This is a genomic window from Mucilaginibacter rubeus (genome assembly GCF_003286415.2).
Classification (GTDB): Bacteria; Bacteroidota; Bacteroidia; order Sphingobacteriales; family Sphingobacteriaceae; genus Mucilaginibacter; species Mucilaginibacter rubeus_A.
The window spans coordinates 5362823-5382507 of sequence record NZ_CP043450.1; the positions used below are offsets into that span (position 1 = coordinate 5362823).

21 protein-coding genes and 1 pseudogene are annotated in these 19685 nt (G+C 48.6%); 11 read left to right on the forward strand and 11 right to left on the reverse strand.

Annotated elements, in window-relative coordinates:
- Positions 1 to 447 precede the first annotated feature (447 nt).
- The 4 genes from DEO27_RS21335 to DEO27_RS21350 form a co-directional block, all read right to left on the reverse strand.
- On the reverse strand, positions 448 to 888 hold the full coding sequence (locus DEO27_RS21335) for an Hsp20/alpha crystallin family protein (protein WP_091221099.1): 441 nt from the start codon (positions 886 to 888) through the stop codon (positions 448 to 450).
- Positions 889 to 1391: 503 nt separating this feature from the next.
- On the reverse strand, positions 1392 to 1760 hold the full coding sequence (locus DEO27_RS21340) for a response regulator transcription factor (protein WP_223818012.1): 369 nt from the start codon (positions 1758 to 1760) through the stop codon (positions 1392 to 1394).
- Entirely contained in the window at positions 1747 to 3321 is a 1575-nt protein-coding gene (locus tag DEO27_RS21345) for a PAS domain-containing protein (RefSeq protein WP_112575347.1), read from the reverse strand. Before DEO27_RS21345 ends, DEO27_RS21340 begins: the two co-directional genes overlap by 14 nt.
- Positions 3322 to 3489: 168 nt before the next feature.
- Entirely contained in the window at positions 3490 to 6936 is a 3447-nt protein-coding gene (locus tag DEO27_RS21350) for a PAS domain-containing protein (protein ID WP_112575345.1), read from the reverse strand.
- Between the two features lie 229 nt (positions 6937 to 7165).
- Between DEO27_RS21350 and DEO27_RS32035 the strand changes: the two genes are divergently transcribed.
- The 6 genes from DEO27_RS32035 to DEO27_RS21375 all read left to right on the forward strand — a co-directional run bounded on the left by DEO27_RS32035 (position 7166) and on the right by DEO27_RS21375 (position 9763).
- A complete protein-coding gene (locus DEO27_RS32035; protein WP_112575341.1) occupies positions 7166 to 7396 on the forward strand; it encodes a PAS domain-containing protein in 231 nt (76 codons plus the stop codon).
- Between the two features lie 40 nt (positions 7397 to 7436).
- Positions 7437 to 7604, forward strand: coding sequence for a histidine kinase dimerization/phospho-acceptor domain-containing protein (locus DEO27_RS31545; protein WP_190295178.1), 168 nt, complete (start codon positions 7437 to 7439; stop codon positions 7602 to 7604).
- A 331-nt stretch (positions 7605 to 7935) separates the two neighbouring features.
- Positions 7936 to 8400 carry a hypothetical protein gene (locus DEO27_RS21360; protein ID WP_112575339.1) on the forward strand — a complete coding sequence of 155 codons (465 nt, stop codon included), beginning with the start codon at positions 7936 to 7938 and terminating at the stop codon, positions 8398 to 8400.
- Positions 8401 to 8770: 370 nt separating this feature from the next.
- Positions 8771 to 9211 (forward strand): Hsp20/alpha crystallin family protein, encoded by a 441-nt coding sequence (locus DEO27_RS21365; protein ID WP_091221118.1) that lies wholly within the window; start codon positions 8771 to 8773, stop codon positions 9209 to 9211.
- Between the two features lie 61 nt (positions 9212 to 9272).
- Positions 9273 to 9566: a hypothetical protein gene (locus tag DEO27_RS21370; RefSeq protein WP_112575337.1), complete on the forward strand. Its 294-nt coding sequence runs from the start codon at positions 9273 to 9275 to the stop codon at positions 9564 to 9566.
- Positions 9563 to 9763 (forward strand): hypothetical protein, encoded by a 201-nt coding sequence (locus DEO27_RS21375; protein WP_112575334.1) that lies wholly within the window; start codon positions 9563 to 9565, stop codon positions 9761 to 9763. Before DEO27_RS21370 ends, DEO27_RS21375 begins: the two co-directional genes overlap by 4 nt.
- A 42-nt stretch (positions 9764 to 9805) precedes the next feature.
- Here DEO27_RS21375 and DEO27_RS21380 read toward each other — a convergent pair whose 3' ends face one another.
- Genes DEO27_RS21380 through DEO27_RS21405 form a run of 6 tightly spaced genes read right to left on the reverse strand, consistent with a single transcriptional unit; the run spans position 9806 to position 14373 of the window.
- A complete protein-coding gene (locus DEO27_RS21380; RefSeq protein ID WP_112575332.1) occupies positions 9806 to 10306 on the reverse strand; it encodes a DUF4142 domain-containing protein in 501 nt (166 codons plus the stop codon).
- On the reverse strand, positions 10303 to 11310 hold the full coding sequence (locus tag DEO27_RS21385) for an SDR family oxidoreductase (protein WP_112575330.1): 1008 nt from the start codon (positions 11308 to 11310) through the stop codon (positions 10303 to 10305). Before DEO27_RS21385 ends, DEO27_RS21380 begins: the two co-directional genes overlap by 4 nt.
- Position 11311: 1 nt before the next feature.
- Positions 11312 to 11491: a DUF6496 domain-containing protein gene (locus tag DEO27_RS21390; RefSeq protein WP_091221134.1), complete on the reverse strand. Its 180-nt coding sequence runs from the start codon at positions 11489 to 11491 to the stop codon at positions 11312 to 11314.
- Between the two features lie 34 nt (positions 11492 to 11525).
- A complete protein-coding gene (locus tag DEO27_RS21395) occupies positions 11526 to 12371 on the reverse strand; it encodes an SDR family oxidoreductase (RefSeq protein WP_112575328.1) in 846 nt (281 codons plus the stop codon).
- A 5-nt stretch (positions 12372 to 12376) separates the two neighbouring features.
- Complete coding sequence (locus DEO27_RS21400) at positions 12377 to 13165, reverse strand: SDR family NAD(P)-dependent oxidoreductase (RefSeq protein ID WP_112575325.1); 789 nt, start codon at positions 13163 to 13165, stop codon at positions 12377 to 12379.
- Complete coding sequence (locus DEO27_RS21405) at positions 13165 to 14373, reverse strand: zinc-dependent alcohol dehydrogenase (protein WP_112575323.1); 1209 nt, start codon at positions 14371 to 14373, stop codon at positions 13165 to 13167. Before DEO27_RS21405 ends, DEO27_RS21400 begins: the two co-directional genes overlap by 1 nt.
- A 111-nt stretch (positions 14374 to 14484) precedes the next feature.
- On the opposite strand from DEO27_RS21405, the gene DEO27_RS21410 reads away from it, so the two are divergent.
- The 5 genes from DEO27_RS21410 to DEO27_RS21430 are packed head-to-tail and all read left to right on the forward strand — an operon-like array spanning position 14485 to position 19047.
- Positions 14485 to 16005, forward strand: coding sequence for an FAD-dependent oxidoreductase (locus DEO27_RS21410; RefSeq protein ID WP_112575321.1), 1521 nt, complete (start codon positions 14485 to 14487; stop codon positions 16003 to 16005).
- Positions 15992 to 16285 (forward strand): DUF3175 domain-containing protein, encoded by a 294-nt coding sequence (locus DEO27_RS21415; protein WP_091221153.1) that lies wholly within the window; start codon positions 15992 to 15994, stop codon positions 16283 to 16285. The genes DEO27_RS21410 and DEO27_RS21415 overlap by 14 nt, the downstream gene beginning before the upstream one ends.
- A 4-nt stretch (positions 16286 to 16289) precedes the next feature.
- Complete coding sequence (locus DEO27_RS21420) at positions 16290 to 17342, forward strand: glycoside hydrolase family 130 protein (RefSeq protein WP_112575319.1); 1053 nt, start codon at positions 16290 to 16292, stop codon at positions 17340 to 17342.
- On the forward strand, positions 17342 to 18322 hold the full coding sequence (locus DEO27_RS21425; RefSeq protein ID WP_112575317.1) for an SDR family oxidoreductase: 981 nt from the start codon (positions 17342 to 17344) through the stop codon (positions 18320 to 18322). The genes DEO27_RS21420 and DEO27_RS21425 overlap by 1 nt, the downstream gene beginning before the upstream one ends.
- Positions 18319 to 19047 (forward strand): DUF3891 family protein, encoded by a 729-nt coding sequence (locus DEO27_RS21430; protein WP_112575315.1) that lies wholly within the window; start codon positions 18319 to 18321, stop codon positions 19045 to 19047. The genes DEO27_RS21425 and DEO27_RS21430 overlap by 4 nt, the downstream gene beginning before the upstream one ends.
- Here the strand turns inward: DEO27_RS21430 and DEO27_RS21435 are convergent.
- Positions 19034 to 19504: pseudogene (locus DEO27_RS21435) on the reverse strand (CinA family protein). The gene DEO27_RS21430 and the pseudogene DEO27_RS21435 sit on opposite strands and share 14 nt — an antisense overlap.
- Positions 19505 to 19685: the final 181 nt, after the last annotated feature.

The window sequence follows — 19685 nt, forward strand, 5'->3', positions numbered from 1 at the left end:
CAGGTGAATTCCGATTTCTTTTTTTATAGTATATCACGGCACTGCAAAGCGATATCAATATGATCAGTGCCAATTCGACAGCCAGGTGGACAGTCGGGATATTATGGGAAGTTCCTGATAATACAACCATGGCGTCAGGTACCAATACGCCTGCGAGAGGAAAACATAAGAACATTCTGAATATTACTAGTTTTTCCATAATTACATCGGTTTAGTATAACTATACAAAATTAATTAACATTTTATCAATAACTAAGCAATTCTGACAATAAGCTGAGCACCCAAAACATATGCTGGGTGGTGTTATGATATAGGCAACCATTCCCAGCTACCAGGCCAGATCATCGTCATTTTTTCGGAACAATATAATTATAAATAAAATGGTGGTTCCATGGCCAATAAGTAAGGCCCCAAACAGGGGCCGTATTATTAGTATCCGTATACTGGTTATTTGATCTCGATCTGGCGACGAACGATTTTTGCTTCCTCGCGCTTGGCGATATCGATCTTCAGCACGCCGTCAGTATAGGTCGCTTCGATGCTTTCCGCATTTGCACTTTCGGGCAGGGTAAACGAGCGAACCCAGGAATTGTAGCTGTATTCACGCTTGCTATAATTCTTCGCGCCGTCATTGTTTTCGTTTCCTTGTTCCACAGCAACGTTTAGTACATTACGGTCAAGGTTCAATTTGAACTCTTCCTTCTTCAGACCGGGCGCAGCAAGCTCTACATGATAGTGGTCTTCAGTTTCACTAATGTTAGCTGCAGGTACGCGGCTGGTCAGTCGGTCATTAAAGAACGTGTCGTTGAAAATGGAATCGAATACGTCATTAAAGCCTGGCATTAATGAACCATTTTTTTTTGCAGGATTAAATTTAACCAAAGTCATAGGTCTTTCCTCCTTAGTAAATTAATGATTTGAAACTTATAATGTTAATTAAACTACTTCGAAATAATCAAGCGCTGTGCCATGAAGTCTGACGAGACTTTTTACTGAAAAAAATTCAGTTTTATGAAAAATTTACAGTCTGAAAATGTCAGTTTTTCTGAAAATAGAATTTGATATGCACTTCATCAGTACCGAAATAACACGTAATCATAACATTGCCGCGAAATCTGTATTAGCCTGAGAACAATGCCAATGGTCCCACTACGCAAGTATTGTTAAATAATATCCGGTCTATTCATGACCGTGCAAAACAGCTTTTCAAAAAATGGATGAAAAATTTTCCCGCGCCTTTCAAAATATAGGAGTAGTGATACCCGCCCCAAATTTAACCGCTGACTGCTTTACCCTAAGCGTTAATTGTTGTTGGGCCGCTCAACAAGATGCTTTTATGAATGTTGCGCATTTCGAGCTAACCTGTTGCAATACATCGTTGGCAGACCTCGTCAAGCCGCTTCCAGTAACGCTTTCACCCGTCCAAGTAACTGATCGAGATCAAATGGCTTAGGTATAAAATCATTAGCCCCTGCATTCATAGCGATTGTCTTGCCATCCCCGCTGGCAGAGATAACCACAACCGGTAGATTTTTTGTAGTAGGATCGTTTCTTAGATTCCTCAGGACCTGGTCACCGGACAAAACCGGCATCCATAAGTCGAGTACCACCAGGTCAGGATGCTCGCTGCCGACCAGGTTGGCGACGTTGAGACTGTTGATCTCAGGAATCACTTCATAACCTTCTTCTTTTAACACTAATTCAACAAGGTCCAATATCCCCTCATCGTCATCACAAATCAATATCTTAGCGGGCATCATCACCTCCATTTTTATTAGTATGATTGGAAGTCAGCGGTAAAGTAAAGCTAAAAGTCGATCCTTTGCCAGGCTCACTTTCTACCCATAGCGTACCATTGTGGTTGTTGACAATCGAAGCACAGATATATAGCCCGATACCCATCCCTGGAAATTTTTGCTGCACGTCTCTCACGCGATAAAAGCGGTCAAATACTTTAGCCTGTTCATCCTTGGCAATGCCAACGCCATGGTCGGTCACCGCAACTTTGATAAAGCCGCTGAGCACGGAGAGATGTACCCCAATTTCTTTATGATCCGGCGAATACTTGATGGCATTGCTCAGCAGGTTAGTGACCACCTGGGTGATATGAGATTCATCACCGTTAAACTGGACACCTGTCTGACCGGTTAATACGATCTCATGATTCCGGCTGCCCTGTTGGATGCTTCCCACGGTTTCTTGAATCATATGGTCAAAATCAAACGGCGCTTTATGCAACTCGATCATGCCGGACTGGATGCGCGAAACATCCAGCAGTTCCCCGATCAGATTGTTAAGGCGATCCACATATAAACTGGTTTTACCCACCGATTCCCGAAGTTTTTCATCATCATAGTTTTTAATGAGGCGGTTAATGATTTGCACATAGCCCTTAATGGTTGTCAACGGGGTTTTAAGCTCATGGCTGGCAATGGACAGGAAATCATCTTTGCGTTGCTCGATGGCGCGCCGGTCGGTAATGTCTTCAATGGCGATCAAAATACGGTCCTTGAACTGACCTTCCAGTTCGATGCGGTGCGCATTAAGCAGCATGAGCTTTTTGCCAATATGTGGAAAGTCATGCGCGACCTCAAAATCCGTTACCGGGTTATTGGTGGGCAGGATCTGCTCTAACAACTTTCGCAGCTCTGGTATATTCCATTGCCCGTTACCCAGGTCGTAAAGCTTTTTGCCTTCTGTTTCCTCACGGGTGACTTTAAATGTATTAATGAAATGATCGTTGACGCTCAAAACTTTCAGATCTGGCGAAAGCACGATCAGGCTTTCACGAACGGTCTGCACAATACTTGCCAGGTATTCTTCATTTTCGCGGAGGTCTCTGGTGCGTTCCCGGATTCGCTGTTCCATTTTCGCCTGGTTAAACTTAACCTCATCTTCGGCTTTTTTGCGGCGCGTGACGTCATTCTGAACGCCGATGAAGTAAGTAACCCGATCGTCCGCGTCTTTGATTGGTGACATATTTAACTCATTCCAAAAAAGCGCCCCGTCCTTTTTATAATTTCGGATGTCTACTACGGCATTGGTACCGTTATCAATAGCGTCACGCAAAATATGCCGGGCTGTTTGATTACGGTCGTCCTTTTGCAGAAAACGGCAATTATGGCCGATGATCTCAGAACGCTGGTAACCGGAGATATCTTCGAAGGCCTTATTGCAATAGATTATAGGATTGTCGGGCTGCCTGTTATCGGTGATTATGATGCCGGACAGGGAAGCATCCAGCGCCTTTGTCAATAATTCAAAATCTTGTTTTGAGGTGTTGTTTGAAAAACTGAATTCCCCATTATGTAAACTGTCCAATGTATAAATAAGCTATGTAGTTTTACTTGTAATTCTTTATTTTCCTGCATGCTGGAGGCAATAATTATTCCAAAACACCTTCCAGGTAAAAGGCTGTCCATACCAGCCAATGAAATATACACATGGCTTTAAAACATCCTTTTTTTGATACACTTTTTCAAAGAATGCCTATCGGGTTAACAGCCATTGCACAGCCGTTTCCTTATCATCAAAAAAAGCGACTTTTACGGTGTCATATTCGGAAGGCAGGCTCTTTCCTGCCGCAATCCGACTAAAAGTACTGGGTGAATAAATCCAGGCGAATTTCTTCAGGCCGGCTTTTGCCATCGCCGGGAACCAAACTTCTGCACCCCAGTCCGACGCTTCAGACCAGTTACCTTTGACAGAACTGTTATTATTTAATACCAGCGAGCAGTGATTTTTTTTCATCAGATCGAGCATGGTCTCGCAGCCTTTTACCACGGAGTCATAGTTCTGGTAGCCTTTCCAGTCCACATCCATAAAGTGGCCGTCGGGCTGGTAGCGGATGGAGATAAAACTACCTTCATAGTAGCTTTGCTGATCTGTCGAGAGGTCTGAAAACTGTTGCTGCCCGCTTAACGGCAGTAAAAAGAAAAAAGTTGAACCCTTATCAGGGATGCTTTCGATCCAAAAACTGCCGCCATGGCGCTTCACGATCTCCGCCGCGATGAATAAACCCAGGCCAAGGCCTTGATATCTTGCGGATGAATTATCGACACGGTAGAACCGGTCAAACAGGCCTTTGAGGTGTTCTTCAGGGATACCTATCCCGAAATCCTCTACAGAAACGATGAGGTTTTGGTTTTCCTGCGCGCAACGTACGATAACCTGATCTGCGTCCGGCGAATATTTGAGCGCATTACCGATCAGGTTGACCATCACCTGCTCAATGCGGTGCTGATCGCCGTTGTATGTAACCTGACAATCCGTGGCCAGCATAATCTGATGGGTATTAGTCGTATGCTGCATACTTTCAACAACCTCGCGCAACATGAGCTTAAAGTTAAATTCTTCCTTATGATAGATCATTTTCCCGGCATTGATGCGGGATACATCAAGCAGGTCATCGATAAGTCGGCCAAGCCGGTCCAGTTGCCGTTGCGCTTTGCCGATCAGCGGCTGGATGCGCGGTTGCTGATTGATCTCCCGCTGCGTCAATTGAAAAAATGCCTTGATGGTAGTCAAGGGCGTTTTCAACTCATGACTGGCAATACTGATAAACTCATCCTTCTTGAACTCGTTGGTCTTTTGCTGGTGAATATTGGTATTGGTACCCACCCACAATACGATCCGGTCTTCTTCGATCAGGGGCAGCGCACGTGACAAATGCCAGTAGTAATTCCCGTCAGCGAAAAGCAAACGGAATTCGGTCAGGTATTCACGGCCATTATGAAGCGAGCGGGCCCATTTTTCCAGGGCTCCTTGCAGATCATCCGGATGAACGTAATTCCGCCAACCGTTACCCACAATGGTTTCATTGGAATCATCACCAAAATCATCACGAACAACATCATTAACATAATTGAGCGTCCCATCCGGTTGGGCAGTCCAAACCTGCTGAGGTATAGCATTCAGCAAAAACCGAAACCTTTCCTCGCTTTGCTTTAATCCGGTAATCGTCTGCTCTAACAAACGCTGTGTTTCGCTGAGTTCCTCATTGGTCGTTACCAGTTCCTCGTTAGTGGCCGCCACCTCTTCGGTCAGGGATTGTTGTTCACTGTAGCTCTCCTGAAGCAAATGACGCGATTTCACCATTTCGGTAATGTCGGAAGCCGTAACGATGATACCATTTACATGCCCGTCAGGGCTTTTGATCGGGTCATAATAAAAACTGATATATTTTGTCAGTCGTCCTGTTTCACTTTCCACATAAAATATTTCCTCTTCCTGCCCGTAAGGTTCTCCGGTTTTATAAACATCCGCCAGTAGGGCAGGAAAAGGCTGGTCGATCAATTCCGGTAAAATATCCATGAGTTTTTGTCCGGTAATTTCTTCGAGCTCTTTATACCAGAAATCTGCCAAAGGGCGATTGGCGATCTCCACTATATATTCGGGGCCGCGCAGTATCATTAGCGGATAGTGGGAATTCATCACCAAGTCCCGGAGATCGGATTCAACCTTCTCAGAATGCTTGCGTGCGCGAACGAGTTCAGTAACGTCGTAAACGAACACCATAATACCATCCGTCGCGCCTGATGGGTCAGTACGGGGTTGATAGGTAAAATTAAAAAACCTGTCTACCAGATCGCCGGAAGGATTGGTCAGCGGTACTAAAAGTTCATTTCCCTGATAGGTTTCTCCACTGTTATAAACATTACGGATGATGTCACCGATTGGCTGATATTCAATTTCCGGCAAGGCCTCAAATATTGGACGCCCGAGTAATTCCCTTTCCGGCAAAAATTCCTGGTATGGGCCATTGACCAGTTCGAAAATGAGTTGCGGGCCGGACAAAATACAAATACCGGCGGGCGCATTCATAAAAAAGCGTCGTAATTTGTCGCGCTCCAAACGCAGTTCTGAGGTGCGCTTATTAACACGTTCCTCCAGCTCAGCATTTAGCTGGTAAAGATTTTCCTGAGTGGAATTTAATTCTTCATTGGTGGCGGTGAGTTCCTCATTTGCCGCAGCCAGTTCTTGGTTCAGCGTTTGCTGATTTTGAAATTCCTTACTAAGTTCGTAAGCCAGCGAGTTATTCAGGATCGTTCCGATGTGCAAGGCTGCGCTTTCGATGAAAAAAGAATAATCCTTATCAAGTCGTTTGCGCGCAGAAATCCCGCACACGAACTGCCCCTGCATTTCGGCATCCCCGTGGGCAATTGGTGCGGCATAAGCTTCTACCAGGGGTTCAGGCCAGAAATGATTGATGTCATCGGGATATATCAAATGAATATCGTGAACGTGACCGTCGGAAACAGGTTCTAAGCGATCGACATCCCAGCCAGCGGAGGCCAGGATTGCTGCGTGATCGTTCTTTCGAATGCCATAAATTGCGAAGCACGGGAGATCTGCCTGGGCCGTTTGCAAAACCTCTTTGATGATCTGCACCGCTTCGGTCAATCGGTGTGCCTCGTTTTTCCTATTCATCAGTGCGACAAGTAGCTGATTGCGGCGATCATTGATTACTCGGAAGCTGGTTTCTATCACGGCATTAAAGACACCGCCAATACTACCATCTATTGCTTTGATGGGAGAAAGCGTGTAATCAAAATAACATTCTTCCGTGTAACCAAACCGATGCATATAAAGTGGAGCGTCAGGGCGACGGTAAGATGCCCCTTGGTATAAAACCGAGTCAAATTCCTCTTTTAGGCCCCCCCATATTTCTGTCCAGACTTGCGCACCTGGTTTACCCAATGCCCAGGGATGTTTTTGTCCGGGGATCGAGCTCCAGGGTTCATTGTAAATCAGACTGAAATCCGTACCCCAATATATTGCGATCGGAAAGCCGGAGTTGAGTACAATGCTGATCGCTGACCTTAAGCTGTCCGGCCATAAATTTGGCTCGCCCAAACTGGTCGCTGACCAGTCGGTTTGTTTAATCAATTCATGATGTTCGCCGCTCCCGGCTAAAAAAGCATATTCCTCGTCCACGGTTATTTGGGGGCTTTTAAATGTTTCCCCTTATAACTAAAAAACCTCCAAATTGTTGGAAAGCGAGTATAACATGCCCATTTTTTTTTAAATTTCTCCCCGAAATTATACCCGCTCATTGAAAAAACAGGATGGGGAGTTTGACGCATTTGCACGATAGGATGAATAATAAAAGGCAACATGATTTTTGACAAATGCCCCTTATGCCCGTAATGATGAAACTAACTAGATCAGCTTCTGGTTTGACAAAGTTTATCCGGAAGATCGCGACCGCGTACACGATAGTGTTTACGACGCAATAAATGACCATGCAAATAACTGGTCTCCTGAATACCGTTTTTTGAAGTCAGATGGTAATTATGCCTATATCTCGACCGGGGCATTATCCTGGAAGATGAATTCAGGACACCTTACCGTCTTGTTGGTCGATTATCGATATTATCAGCCAAAAGGCTATTGAGAACGAACTGATTAAGGCACACTCCGCGACTGAGGAACTCATGCGTAAAAAGGATGAGTTTATGAGCATAGCCAGCCATGAACTGAAAACCCCGGTAACCAGTTTGAAAGGTTCTCTGCAGATCCCGCAACGCATAGCCAGGAAAAGTGGACGGCCTCTATTAAAACCCGTTTCACCGCAGCCGTTGATACGGTTGGAGGCTATGTAAAGCTGATGCGCGGCCCTAAAGCTTTCTCTCATTAACTGGCACAAGTCAACACAGATGCACCGCACCTGATGGCATGGATATCGACACTCACAGAGGTGTTCGGAGGATTAAAGAGATGATCCAGGAATGTTAAGACTATGCGCGCGAGTAAAAATATTGTTTCACGAGATAACCGAAAACCATCTGTAGCAATTAGCCCGCAGTTAAAAACATCTGTAGTCATAAGCACACAGCGAACCCTTTTTAGTTCGAATTTAACAACACTGAACCCGATGTCGAAGCCGGGTTTTAACCCGGACCCACGCGGCACGGATATTGTCTTGTTCGGATTATGGATCAATTTTCAAAAACGGCACTAACCGGTATCGCCGGAACTACGGTCATGACAGCCGGCAGCGAGCTCATGTCCGTTTTATTTCAGGAGAATTTCAGAGAACCTAAGCATCTGGAAACCTTGATCAGCCGCCTGGTACCTCAGTTATCGCGTAACGCGAAAACAATTGCCGGGTGGGGCGCCCATTATGCGATGGGGCTCGTTTTTGCAGCTATCTATGTGGAGTTATGGGAACATCGTAAGATCAAACACAGCATAAAAAACGGGTTGATACTCGGTACGCTCAGCGGATTCCTGGGTTACCTGATCTGGAAAGCCACTTTTAAAGCGCATCCTTTGCCGCCCTGGATAAACTACAGCCACTACTATCTGCAACGGATCCCGGCACACATTGTTTTTGCTGTGGCTGCAACTATAGCTTATAAAATGACGCTGACATCTGAAGGAACTAAAACTGCGTAAAATTGAGAAAAATCTTATATCCGGTGCACTGGCGCTGAGCGAGCTTCTGGAAAAAGAAATCGCCTGGCGTATCAACAATATGTAAGGTGCTTGGGAAAGGAGACCAAAACTTCACTGACTGGCTGCAGGGAGATTACAATTTCCAGCCCATGACGCTGGCGACGAAAAATCATGAACCGCCGCACCCTGCAGCGAATGGCGGGTTAGGCGCGTTGCTACTGAAATATTGACCTTGCAGCTGAAAAAATTGCAGCCGGAAACTGAAAAATTTTCATTGTCAGACTGTTGGCACGCTGCTTGACCATATGCGTATAGTTTAATTAACAATTGACATTAATTTTTTAGAGTAACATTTAAAGGAGAAAAGGCCATGACCTTAGTTAAATTCAACAACAACAAACGCAACAACACATTATTACCAGGAGTTAATGATGTTTTCGAATCAATCTTTAACGACACATTTTTCAGCGACCGCATGATCACCCGAGTGCCGGCTGTTAATATCAGCGAAAGCGAGAATAGCTACCAAGTTGAACTGGCTGCACCGGGATTGAAAAAAGACGACTTCAAGTTGAATCTGGAACGCAACCAGCTCACCATTTCGGTTGAACAGCAGTCGGAACAAAATGACAGCCAAAAGAGCTATAACAAGCGCGAGTACAGTTACAGTTCATTTGTGCGTTCATTCACGCTGCCGGACAGCGCAGATCACAGTCAGATCGATGCTTCCTATACCGACGGTATCCTCCGCATTGATATTGCCAAACGCGACGAGGCCAAAGCGGTGCGCCGCCAGATCGAGATCAAATAAGTATAATTAGTTTTTAATACAAGAGCTCCTGCGCAAGGGGCTCTTAGTGTTTAACACGACCATGAAAACACAATTTTATATCCTGATGAGCGTAAAGACACTGCAGGGATTCACAGATTACGGGCAGTACTTTTTCGGCAATGACCGGGAGGCGGCCTATGGATTGTTCGGTCAGCTGAAAGGGTCCGAGCAGCTCAGGGACGGCTGCCCGCTGCATATCGACTTAATGGAAACGGTAAATGAGTTGCCGGTAAAGATCAAGACGATCTGCTGCACGCTGGACGAGCTTGGCCACAATTGCAAGCTGATCGCCAGGGAGATCTTTCGGCTAAAAAACCTGGAGGAAATGCTATGAAGCAAAAAAATCTTCCGGCGTCATTGGCTGGAGTGTTTGGCATGCTGCTACTGGCGCTGTGGACTGGAACGAAATGGCTACACCGAGGGCAGCTGCCCGCCGGGGTGAAAGAACTGCTGGGTATCAGTTTCATCATTTGGTTCGCTATCATCCTGCTCCGGGGGGACAGCGGCGATGATTGGGCGGGACAAATGTAAGGTGGATAGACCAAGAGGCGGAGCAGCCCCCGCCTCTTTTTATTATTTCAGCTTTTGATCGATAGCCTCGATCTCCATAAGGTGATGCTTCAGCACCGGCAGCATCTGCTGTGCAAATGCTTTGACTGCCGGATCCTTGCCCGTGGTCGCATAATTCTCGAAAACATCCACCGTGTTCCGATGACCACTGACCATACCATGCACATAGAGCTGATCAAATTTTGCACCGGCGTGTTCCAGCATCAGGTCGGGCTTGATGCCGCTGGTCGCGACTGCCGGCAAGGCGATTCCGCGGCTTTTAGCCAAAGTCAATAACTTTTGTTCTGTGTCCCCATGATCCTTGACCATCATCTGGCCGAACATTTTGACCTCAGGATTCATAGCTTTCTGCCCAGCCAACTGACCTGAACTGACTTCCTGCAAATTCTTGATACTGGCCACGATCAGAAAATGTTTGGCCGTGGTATCCGGGTCCGGCTGCGGGATCTGGGCCTTAGCCATTGCGCCAAGGCCCAGCAGAGCGAATAAACATAACTTTCTCATGGCTGACCGACCCCTCCCGAGGCCCCATAGACCTGGCCGCTGGCAAAGCTGGCATCGGCGGCTGCCAATTGAACATAGATAGACGCCAGCTCAGCAGGCTGCCCCGGTCTGCCCAGCATTGTCCAGCTACCGAACATCTGCTGCTTTTCCGGCTGGGCGCCGCCGCTGATCTGTAAAGCGGTCCAGACCGGCCCCGGTGCCACGCCGTTCACCCGGATGCCTTTCGGACCTAATTGTTTAGCTAATGATTTGACGTAGTTCATCGTTGCCGCTTTGGTCTGCGCATAAGCATAAAGATCCGGTGAAGGGTCATAAGCCTGTTCCGAGGTCGTACCAATGATCGCTGATCCCGGCGGCAAATGCGGCAGCGCTTCGCGAATGATCCAGAAGGGCGCATAGATATTGGTCTTCATCGTCGAATCAAATTCCTCCGTGGTTACATCCACAATGGAATTGATCGACTGCTGCCTTCCGGCATTATTGACAATAATGTCCAAACCGCCCAAACCCGCAATTGCTTTTTGCACCAAAGACTTACAAAATTCCTCGCTGCGCAGATCGCCGGGAATGGCGATCGCTTTGCGTCCTTCCTTTTTGATCAGGGCGATGACTTCCTGCGCATCGGGTTCTTCGGTCGGGTAATAGTTGATTGCCACGTCTGCGCCCTCGCGGGCATAGGCGATAGCCGCCGCACGCCCCATACCCGAATCACCACCGGTGATCAAAGCCTTGCGTCCCATCAAACGGCCGGAGCCCTTATAGCTGGTTTCCCCGCAATCGGGTATCGGGTCCATTTTGCTCTGCAAACCCGGCCAGGGCTGCGGCTGGCTCTTAAATGGCGGTTTAGGGTGAAGCGTAGTCGGATCGCTGATCTTCACGGGGCCATCCGCATTTTTCAAATGCAAGCCGTTAGCGGCAAAGGCGGGTGATACCGCCGCCGCCGCCAGCGCGGTACCTAACCCGGCCACCACCTGGCGCCGGGTCACTTTATTTTCTTCATTCATGTTAATCTTTCTTTTTAGGGACTTTGGCGCCTTCCTTCCGGGCTTCGGATAACCCGATGGCGATCGCCTGTTTTTTACTGGTTACTTTTTTACCGCTGCGGCCGCTTTCCAGCGTGCCTTCTTTTTCTTCGTGTAAAGCCTTGTGGACCTTGTCCTGTGCTTTTTCTGAGTACTTAGCCATAATATGATTGCTATTAGTTATTGTTTGAATTGAATTAACCGTTGACGACCTCCCCGCCGTTGACATGGATCACTTGCCCCGTAATAAAGGAAGCGTCATCCGACGCCAGGAATACGTAAGCCGGACCCAGTTCCGAAGGTTGACCGGCACGTTTCATGGCCGTCTCGCTGCCAAACGATTTGATCTTTTCCTCATCAAACGTCGCCACGATGAGTGGCGTCCAGACCGGACCCGGCGCGACTGCGTTTACCCTGATCTTTTTGTCGGTCAAATTGGTAGCCAGAGAACGGGTAAAGCTCGTGATCGCGCCCTTGGTCGAGGAATAATCGATCAGGTTGGGTGAGGAACGGTAGGCCGTAACCGAGGTCGTATTGATGATGCAATCGCCTTCCCCCAGGTGCTCCAGTGCCTCGTTGGCAAAGTGGAAATAAGCGAAGATGTTGGTACGGAAAGTATCCTCCAGTTGCTTTTCATCGATCTTCCTGGGGTCTTTTTGCGGGAACTGCATGCCGGCATTGTTGATCAGGATATTCAGTTTCCCTAGTTTACTGACCGTCTGTGCCACCGCTTTTTTGCAAAAGGCGGCCTTTTTTACATCGCCTTTGATAAGCAGGCATTTACGGCCCTCCGCTTCGATCAATCTTTTGGTTTCTTCCGCGTCAATATCTTCATCTAAATATACGATAGCTATATCCGCACCCTCGCGGGCGAAATGCACGCTGACCGCGCGGCCTATCCCCGAATCACCGCCCGTGATCAGGGCAACCTTATCCTGCAGCTTGCCCGAACCGGCATAGCTGCTTTTGATATATTCCGGCGCCGGGTCCATCTTCGCTTCGATGCCCGGCTGCCGGTTTTGTTTTGCAGGTGTCTTGGCCATGATTGTTATTGTTGGTTTACTGGTTTTTGCTGTTCATACATCGTGTGTGCGACCGCGCTGTCCGGCATCAGATTAGCGGCGTGAACCTCTAAACTGTTCTTCCAGCCAGCGATCACCCGGTCTTTGCCTGCCATTAGGGCTTCGTAGCCCTCTTTGGCCACTTCGGCAGCATCGGCTAAACCTTCTTTATCCTGCACGATCTTGCTGTCCAACATTCCTGCTTTGTTAAAGAAATCCGTATCGGTCGCGCCCGGCATCAGTGCGGTGAAAGTAATACCGGAGTCTTTGAGTTCCTCGCGGATAGCGGTATTAAAGGAAAGTACAAAGGCTTTAGTTGCGTGGTAAACTGCCTGCCAGGGACCCGGCAGTTTGCCGGCTACCGAACCGAGGTTCAGGATCTTACCTTCGCCTCGCCCGGCCATCTGTCTTACGAAATGTTTGGTCAGGATTACTGTGGCGCAGATATTCAGGTGAATAATGCCCAGCTCTTTTTCCAGCTCATTGTCCTTAAATAAACCATAGACACCCTGGCCCGCATCATTCACAAGCACATCTACCTGTTCGGTCACTTCACTGCAAAGCACCTTGGCCTGTTCCATGTCGGACAAGTCTTTCGCAATCGTTTTGACCGTAATACCAAAACTTTGCAATTCATTTTTGGTGCTGTCCAGTTCGGCCTGGTCCCGCGCCACGATGATCAAATTATAGTTGTCTTTAGCGAAAAGTTTCGCCAGCTCTTTGCCGATCCCGCTCGTTCCGCCGGTGATCAAAGCGGTTTTTCGTTGATTTTCCATTAGTTCTCGATCTTTACAGGTTCCTTGTTTTCAGTTTCTTTGCGCTGCTCCCAGGGTTTAAGTACCACCTTCACGCAGTCTTCCTCTTTCTTATTAAAAATCTCGTAACCGTGGGTTACTTCGCTCAACGGCAGCGTATGAGTGATGATATCGTCCAGTACCACTTTTTCGGTTTTCACGAGTTCGATCAGGTGATCGATATAATTCAAAACCGGTGCCTGGCCCATTTTCAGCGTAATGCCTTTATCAAAAACACGGTGCAACGGGAAGTTATCATAAGTGGAACCGTATACGCCTACGATCGAAACAGTACCCATGCGCCGTACCGCTTTAAAAGCCGTATCCAGCACTTTCATGCTGCCTACTTCAAAATTGAACAGCGCTTTGGCTTTGTCCAGGATATCTCGCTCCGGTTCAAAACCCACCGCATCCACGCATACGTCCGCGCCCCGGCCGCCGGTCATGGCGCGAATGGCTTCTACTACGTCCACTTCATGCGGGTTCAGGGTTTCGACTTTATTAACTGCTTTAGCTTTTTCCAGGCGATAGTTCAGCGGATCGATCGCGATCACCCGGCTGGCACCGTTGATCCAGGCCGCCTTTTGCGCCATCAAACCTACCGGGCCAGAGCCGAATATGGCTACCACTTCGCCGCCCTTTAACTGCGCCCAGTCGATGGCCGACCAGCCAGTAGGGAAAATATCGGTCAGGAACAATACTTGTTCATCGCTCATGTTTTCCGGCACCACTCTTGGGCTGATGTCCGCATAAGGTACACGTACATACTCCGCTTGTCCACCGGAATAACCGCCATACAGATCGGTGTAACCAAATAAGGCTGCGCCTTTTTGACCGGCTATGTCGCCGTTAGGGCCGTAATGTTTGTAGTTGGAATTCTCGCAGGCCGGCGATGCATCATGCTGGCAAAAGAAACAATGCCCGCAGGAGATCGGAAAAGGAACGACCACTCGGTCGCCCTTCTTCAAATTCTTCACCCCCTTACCTACTTCTTCCACGATACCCATAAACTCATGGCCCATCACCATGGGTTCGGGTTGCGGAACGCCGCCGCTTAAAATATGCAGATCGGAACCGCAGATCGCGGTCGAGGTGACCTTTAAAATAACGTCTGAATCCTCCAGCAGACGCGGGTCTTCGACCGTGTCATAGCGGATGTCGCCGGGTTTGTGAAATACTGCTGCTTTCATAAGTAGATCGATTAAGTTCTGATGTGTTTAATTAACCTGAAGTAAATTTTTTTGTTTAATAATAAATGAAATAACTTAAAACACTGTCCCTCCACCTTTTGTAGTAATTGTATGGCAACAGAAACTCAACTCATAACTACACGTGACGGCGCGTCACAAAGCCCCTGGCAGGAACCTGTGTTAAAAGCCTTTCCGGCTACGAAAAACGATCTTGTTTATGATGCTTTGGTGGTCGGCGGCGGGATCACAGGTTTGACCACGGCCCTTTTATTGCAGGAAGCGGGCAAGCAGGTCATTTTAGCCGAGGCACACTCACCGGGCTTTGGCACCACCGGCGGCACCAGCGCTCACATCAACACCTTTGCCGATACAACTTATCGCGAAGCAGAAAGTGCCTTTGGCGAAGACGGCGCTAAATTATTTGCTGAAGCCATCGCAGAAGGTTTTGCGCTGATCAGCAGCCGGCAAAAGGACTGCGATTTTGAAAGCAAACCCGGCTACCTCTATGCAGAGACCGACAATGAAGTGAAACAACTGGATGTGATCTACCGGGGGGCTGTTAAGGTCGGTGTACCCGTTGCGTATACCGATCAGGTTCCGACACCTGTACCGTTCAAAAAAGCCCTGGTTTGGGATAGACAGGCGCAGTTTCACCCGCTCAAATACTTGCAGGATTTGCAAACAGCGTTCCTGGCTGCAGGTGGAAGGGTCAAAATTAATACCCTGATCACCGGCGTTGAGACGAAAGACGGAATCCACGTTTCAGGCGACATACAGGCCAAAGCCGTTGTCTACGCCACGCACATGCCGCCTAACATTAATTTGTTCAATTTTGAATGCGCGCCTTACCGCAGTTACGTGATGGCGGTAAAACTCAAAAGCGGCAAATATCCCGAAGCACTGATCTACGATTCGCAGGAGCCGTATCATTACGTGCGCAGCCATGTTATTAACGGCGAAGAACTGCTATTGGTAGGTGGTTTGGATCACAAGACCGGCCACGAAGCCCCGGACAAGGCTTTCGCCAATCTCGATCAATACGTCCGCAATTATTATAGCGTTTCCTCTGTTAAATATCGCTGGTCATCACAATATTATGTACCCGTTGATGGCTTGCCATATATCGGACAAATGCCGATGGCGGCTGAAGGTATTTACTGCGCGACCGGCTATAACGGCAACGGAATGATGTTAGGTAGCGTCGCCGGTAAAATCCTCAGCGATATGGTCCGCAACCAACCGAATAAATACGAAAAACTGTTCAGCCCCGCGCGAATCAAGCCACTGGACAGCTTCAGCGAATTTGTCAAAGAGAATGCTGACGTGGCGTATCACTTCGTTGCCGACCGGGTAAAAGTTCACGAAACCGATTCGTTGAAAAGATTACAGCCTGGCACCGGCAAGGTGGTGGAAGTAGATGGACAAAAGGTCGCCGCCTACCGCGACGAAGCAGGAAACATTCATGCCCTAAACCCGGTCTGCACTCATGCAGGCTGTATCGTCAGCTGGAACGGCGAGGAGAAAAGCTGGGACTGCCCTTGTCACGGTGCGCGCTATGACATTCGCGGAAAAGTATTAACAGGGCCTGCAACAAAAGATCTTCTTACGCTCAATATCAATGAAAACAAATAAGCATGTTAAAAAATGGTCAGGCAAAGTCACTCAGCAGAGTGATGCACTCGACCTGGAAAAAGATATTTTCAAATCCAAAGACCCTGATAAGATCGCGGGCTCACTCAAGCATTCAGCCGAAGAAAGCAAACGAAGGAAAGCTTCACCTTTTCAAAGCGCGATGTCTATGCTCAATTTTTATGAGAACCGCGCCGGGCGCAACCTGAGCAAACGTCAGAAAGCGCCACTGGAAAAAGCCAAGAACAAGCTGCGTAAACTTTTCGGGAAAGCTGAAAAATAGGGATATGACAGATTTAGCAGACCGCTTTCCCGAAAACCCACTACTGATGCCCAAAGACCTGACACCAAGCGTAGCAGGTCTGCAGATCATCAGCCTGCTCAACCCGGGGGTTTTCCGCTTTAATGGTAAGACCTGGATGCTGGTGCGCGTAGCCGAAGGTGTAACGCAAAAAGAAGGCGTGATCTATTTTCCTGCGCTCAACGCCACCGGCAACACAGAGATCATCGAAGTGCCGCTGAACGACCCGGACCTGATCGCTACGGACGCACGTGTGATCAGCTATAAAGGACTGGATTACCTGACCACCGTATCACATTTACGTATATTAAGCAGCGACGATGGCATCCATTTCCTGGAACCGCCATTGAATGCGTCATTATTTGGCAAAGGCTGCCTGGAACGCTTCGGCATTGAAGATTGCCGGGTTAGCCAGATCGATGATACCTACTACCTGACCTATACTGCGGTGTCCGACAATGGGGTCGGCGTTGGCCTGAAGACCACCAAGGATTGGCAGCATTTTGAGTCCGGCGGAATGATCCTGCCGCCGCATAATAAGGACTGCGCGATTTTCGAGGAGAAGGTAAATGGCAAATATTATTGTCTCCACCGCCCAAGCAGCAAGGAAATTGGCGGCAATTATATTTGGCTGGCCGAATCTTCTGATACCCGCCAGTGGGGCAACCATCAATGCCTTATAAAAACACGCCCCGGAATGTGGGATAGCGCCCGTGTGGGTGCCGGCGCGGCACCTGTCCGTACTAAAGGGGGCTGGCTCGAGATCTATCACGGGGCTAATGCCGAGCATCAATATTGTCTGGGTGCCTTCCTGCTGGATCTGAACGATCCATCAAAAGTGATCGGTCGTACCAAAGATCCGATCATGGTACCGACCAAGGGCTATGAACTCAGCGGCTTTTTTGGGAATGTCGTTTTCACTAACGGACATATCGTGGACGGTGATCTGCTCACCATTTATTATGGCGCGGCGGATGAATTCGTCTGCGGCGCGCATTTTTCAATTCAGGAAATTTTGTCTAAACTAAGTTGCGATTAATGAGGAAGCTAGAAAAATTACAGGGAAAAACCATCCTTATCACAGGGGCCTCCAGCGGTGCAGGACGGGCTGCCGCCCTCGAATTCGCGAAATACAAAACTAATTTGGTACTGGCTTCCCGTAACGAAGAAGCTCTTGAGGAGGTAAAGACCGAATGCGAGGCATTTGGCGCACAGGCCCTTATCGTGCCTACGGATACCAGCGACAGCAAAGCGATGATCGCCTTAGCTAACGCCGCGAACGACTGGCAGGGAAAAATCGATGTCTGGCTAAATAATGCCGGGGTCCTTGCCGCGGGCGATTTCGATAAAACGCCGATGGCAGTACACGAGCAGGTTATTCAAACGAACCTGCTGGGTTATATGAACGGGGCGCACGCCGTGCTGCCGATATTTAAAGCACAGGGTTATGGCACGATCATCAATAACATCTCCATCGGCGGCTTTCTGCCGGTGCCTTACGGCGCAGGATATACCGCTGCCAAATTCGGCTTACGCGGCTGGTCGGAAGCCTTGAAGGGCGAATTATCGGAATGGCCGGATATTTATGTGTGCGACCTGTTTCCCGCATTTTTAGATACCCCCGGCATTCAGCATGCCGGCAATTATACCGCTAAAGTTTTAAAGCCGGCTCCCCCTGTTTATGACCCGTTCCGGCTGGCCAGGGCCATGGTAAAAGTAGCTGTTGCCCCGAGCGCAAATACCTATGTCGGCAGCGTTTCAATGTTACTGAAAATAGGCCATGCCGTCTTACCGGAATTGATGACCCAAATAACAGGATTGGTCATGCGCAGATACCTAAGGTCGGCTGATCCGATCGCACTCACCGACGGCAATGTGTTTACGACCGTAGATTACGGCCTGAGTACCCACGGCGGTTTCGGTTTGCCGGGTGAACCCAAAGCGCACCGGAAATATATGGCGGGCGTTTTGGTTGCTGGCATGGCATTAGGTTTATATCTGATGAGTAAAAAGAAATGATAGTCAATTATACCGAAGCGGGCTGGGAAATAGTTACGCAGCGGGCGCACGGCCTGCTGGCCGCGCAGATCGCGCAGCAATGGAAACAGAGCGCCAGGACCAAACGCTGGATGGAACTGCTCATGGCGATCGCTGAACATGACGATGCGCAAATAGAGCTGGAACGCAATAACCTGCTGACCCCGCAGGGCGGCCCGGTGGACTTTAAAATGAAAGTCTTTGAACAGCGGCACTGCACCCAAACGATGGATTTCGCATTATCTAAAAGCCGTTATATTGCTTTGCTTTGTTCCATTCATCTGGATTTCGTTTACGGCGCGGAGTGCATGCATCATGCGCAAGGCCGTGCATTCCTGCAGGAACAAAAAAAGCTGCAGAAACGCTGGCAGAAGGAGCTGGGTATGAGTCTGGCTGAAGCGCAAAGGGATTATCGCTTATTGGAATGGTGTGATGCTTTGTCCCTGCTGCTTTGCCAGCATGGGAACCAGCCCGAGGCGCGCGTGGTTGAGATCAGCCAGGGGCCGGATAAGAGGGATTACCAGCTCGTCCAATCGGCTGATCAAACGCTGACGGTGAGGCCCTGGCCGTTTGTAAATCCCGGTTTTGAGCTTAGTTTTGAAACGCGGCTGATCCCGCAATTAGCTTTTAAAAATAGCGCCGAGTTCCGGTCGGCATTCCTGGAAGCGGAGGTGACCGAAAAACGCTGGACGTTCAAACGTGACTAATCACCAGGGCCGCCGCCGCAATGATCGTTTGCTTGATGACCTCTTCGCAGCTGCCTTTGAATTCATAGCGTTCCGAAAAAAGGTGATCTTTGACGAGAACCGACACGAACATCGTACCCACAGGCTTTTCAGCAGTCTCGCTGCCCCCGGGCGTTGTCAGGCCGGTCACGGCTACAAAAATGTCAGCCGGCATGAGTTTCCCTAACCGCCGCGCCAACTCGTCGGTCACTTCCTGAGATTCTGGCGTATATTTTTCGATCAGTTCGTGGGGTACGCCCAGCAGGCTTTGTTTCAGATCTGCATTTTAACAGGTGATGCCACCCTCCAGTACCTGCCCCGATTGTTCTGTCAAAGCAAATTCCGAGCAGAGCCAGCCGGCCGTGGCGCTCTCCACGAAAGCAATTCGCAATTTCTGTTCCGCCAGCAGTTGGGCGCACTCTGCGATCTTTTGTTCCATGATAAAATAAAACGTAAAAGGAAAATCGCGCTGCACGGAGGCGGCGATCAAAAATATATACTTTGAAAGGGTATTTAAAGTTGGTCTCGATCTTTGTGATCTCGTTCAAATGATGCTGCACCGGCGCGGTCTTGGCAGCGAATCCCTTAATATCAGCGCCTATATTGACGCTGGCTTCGGT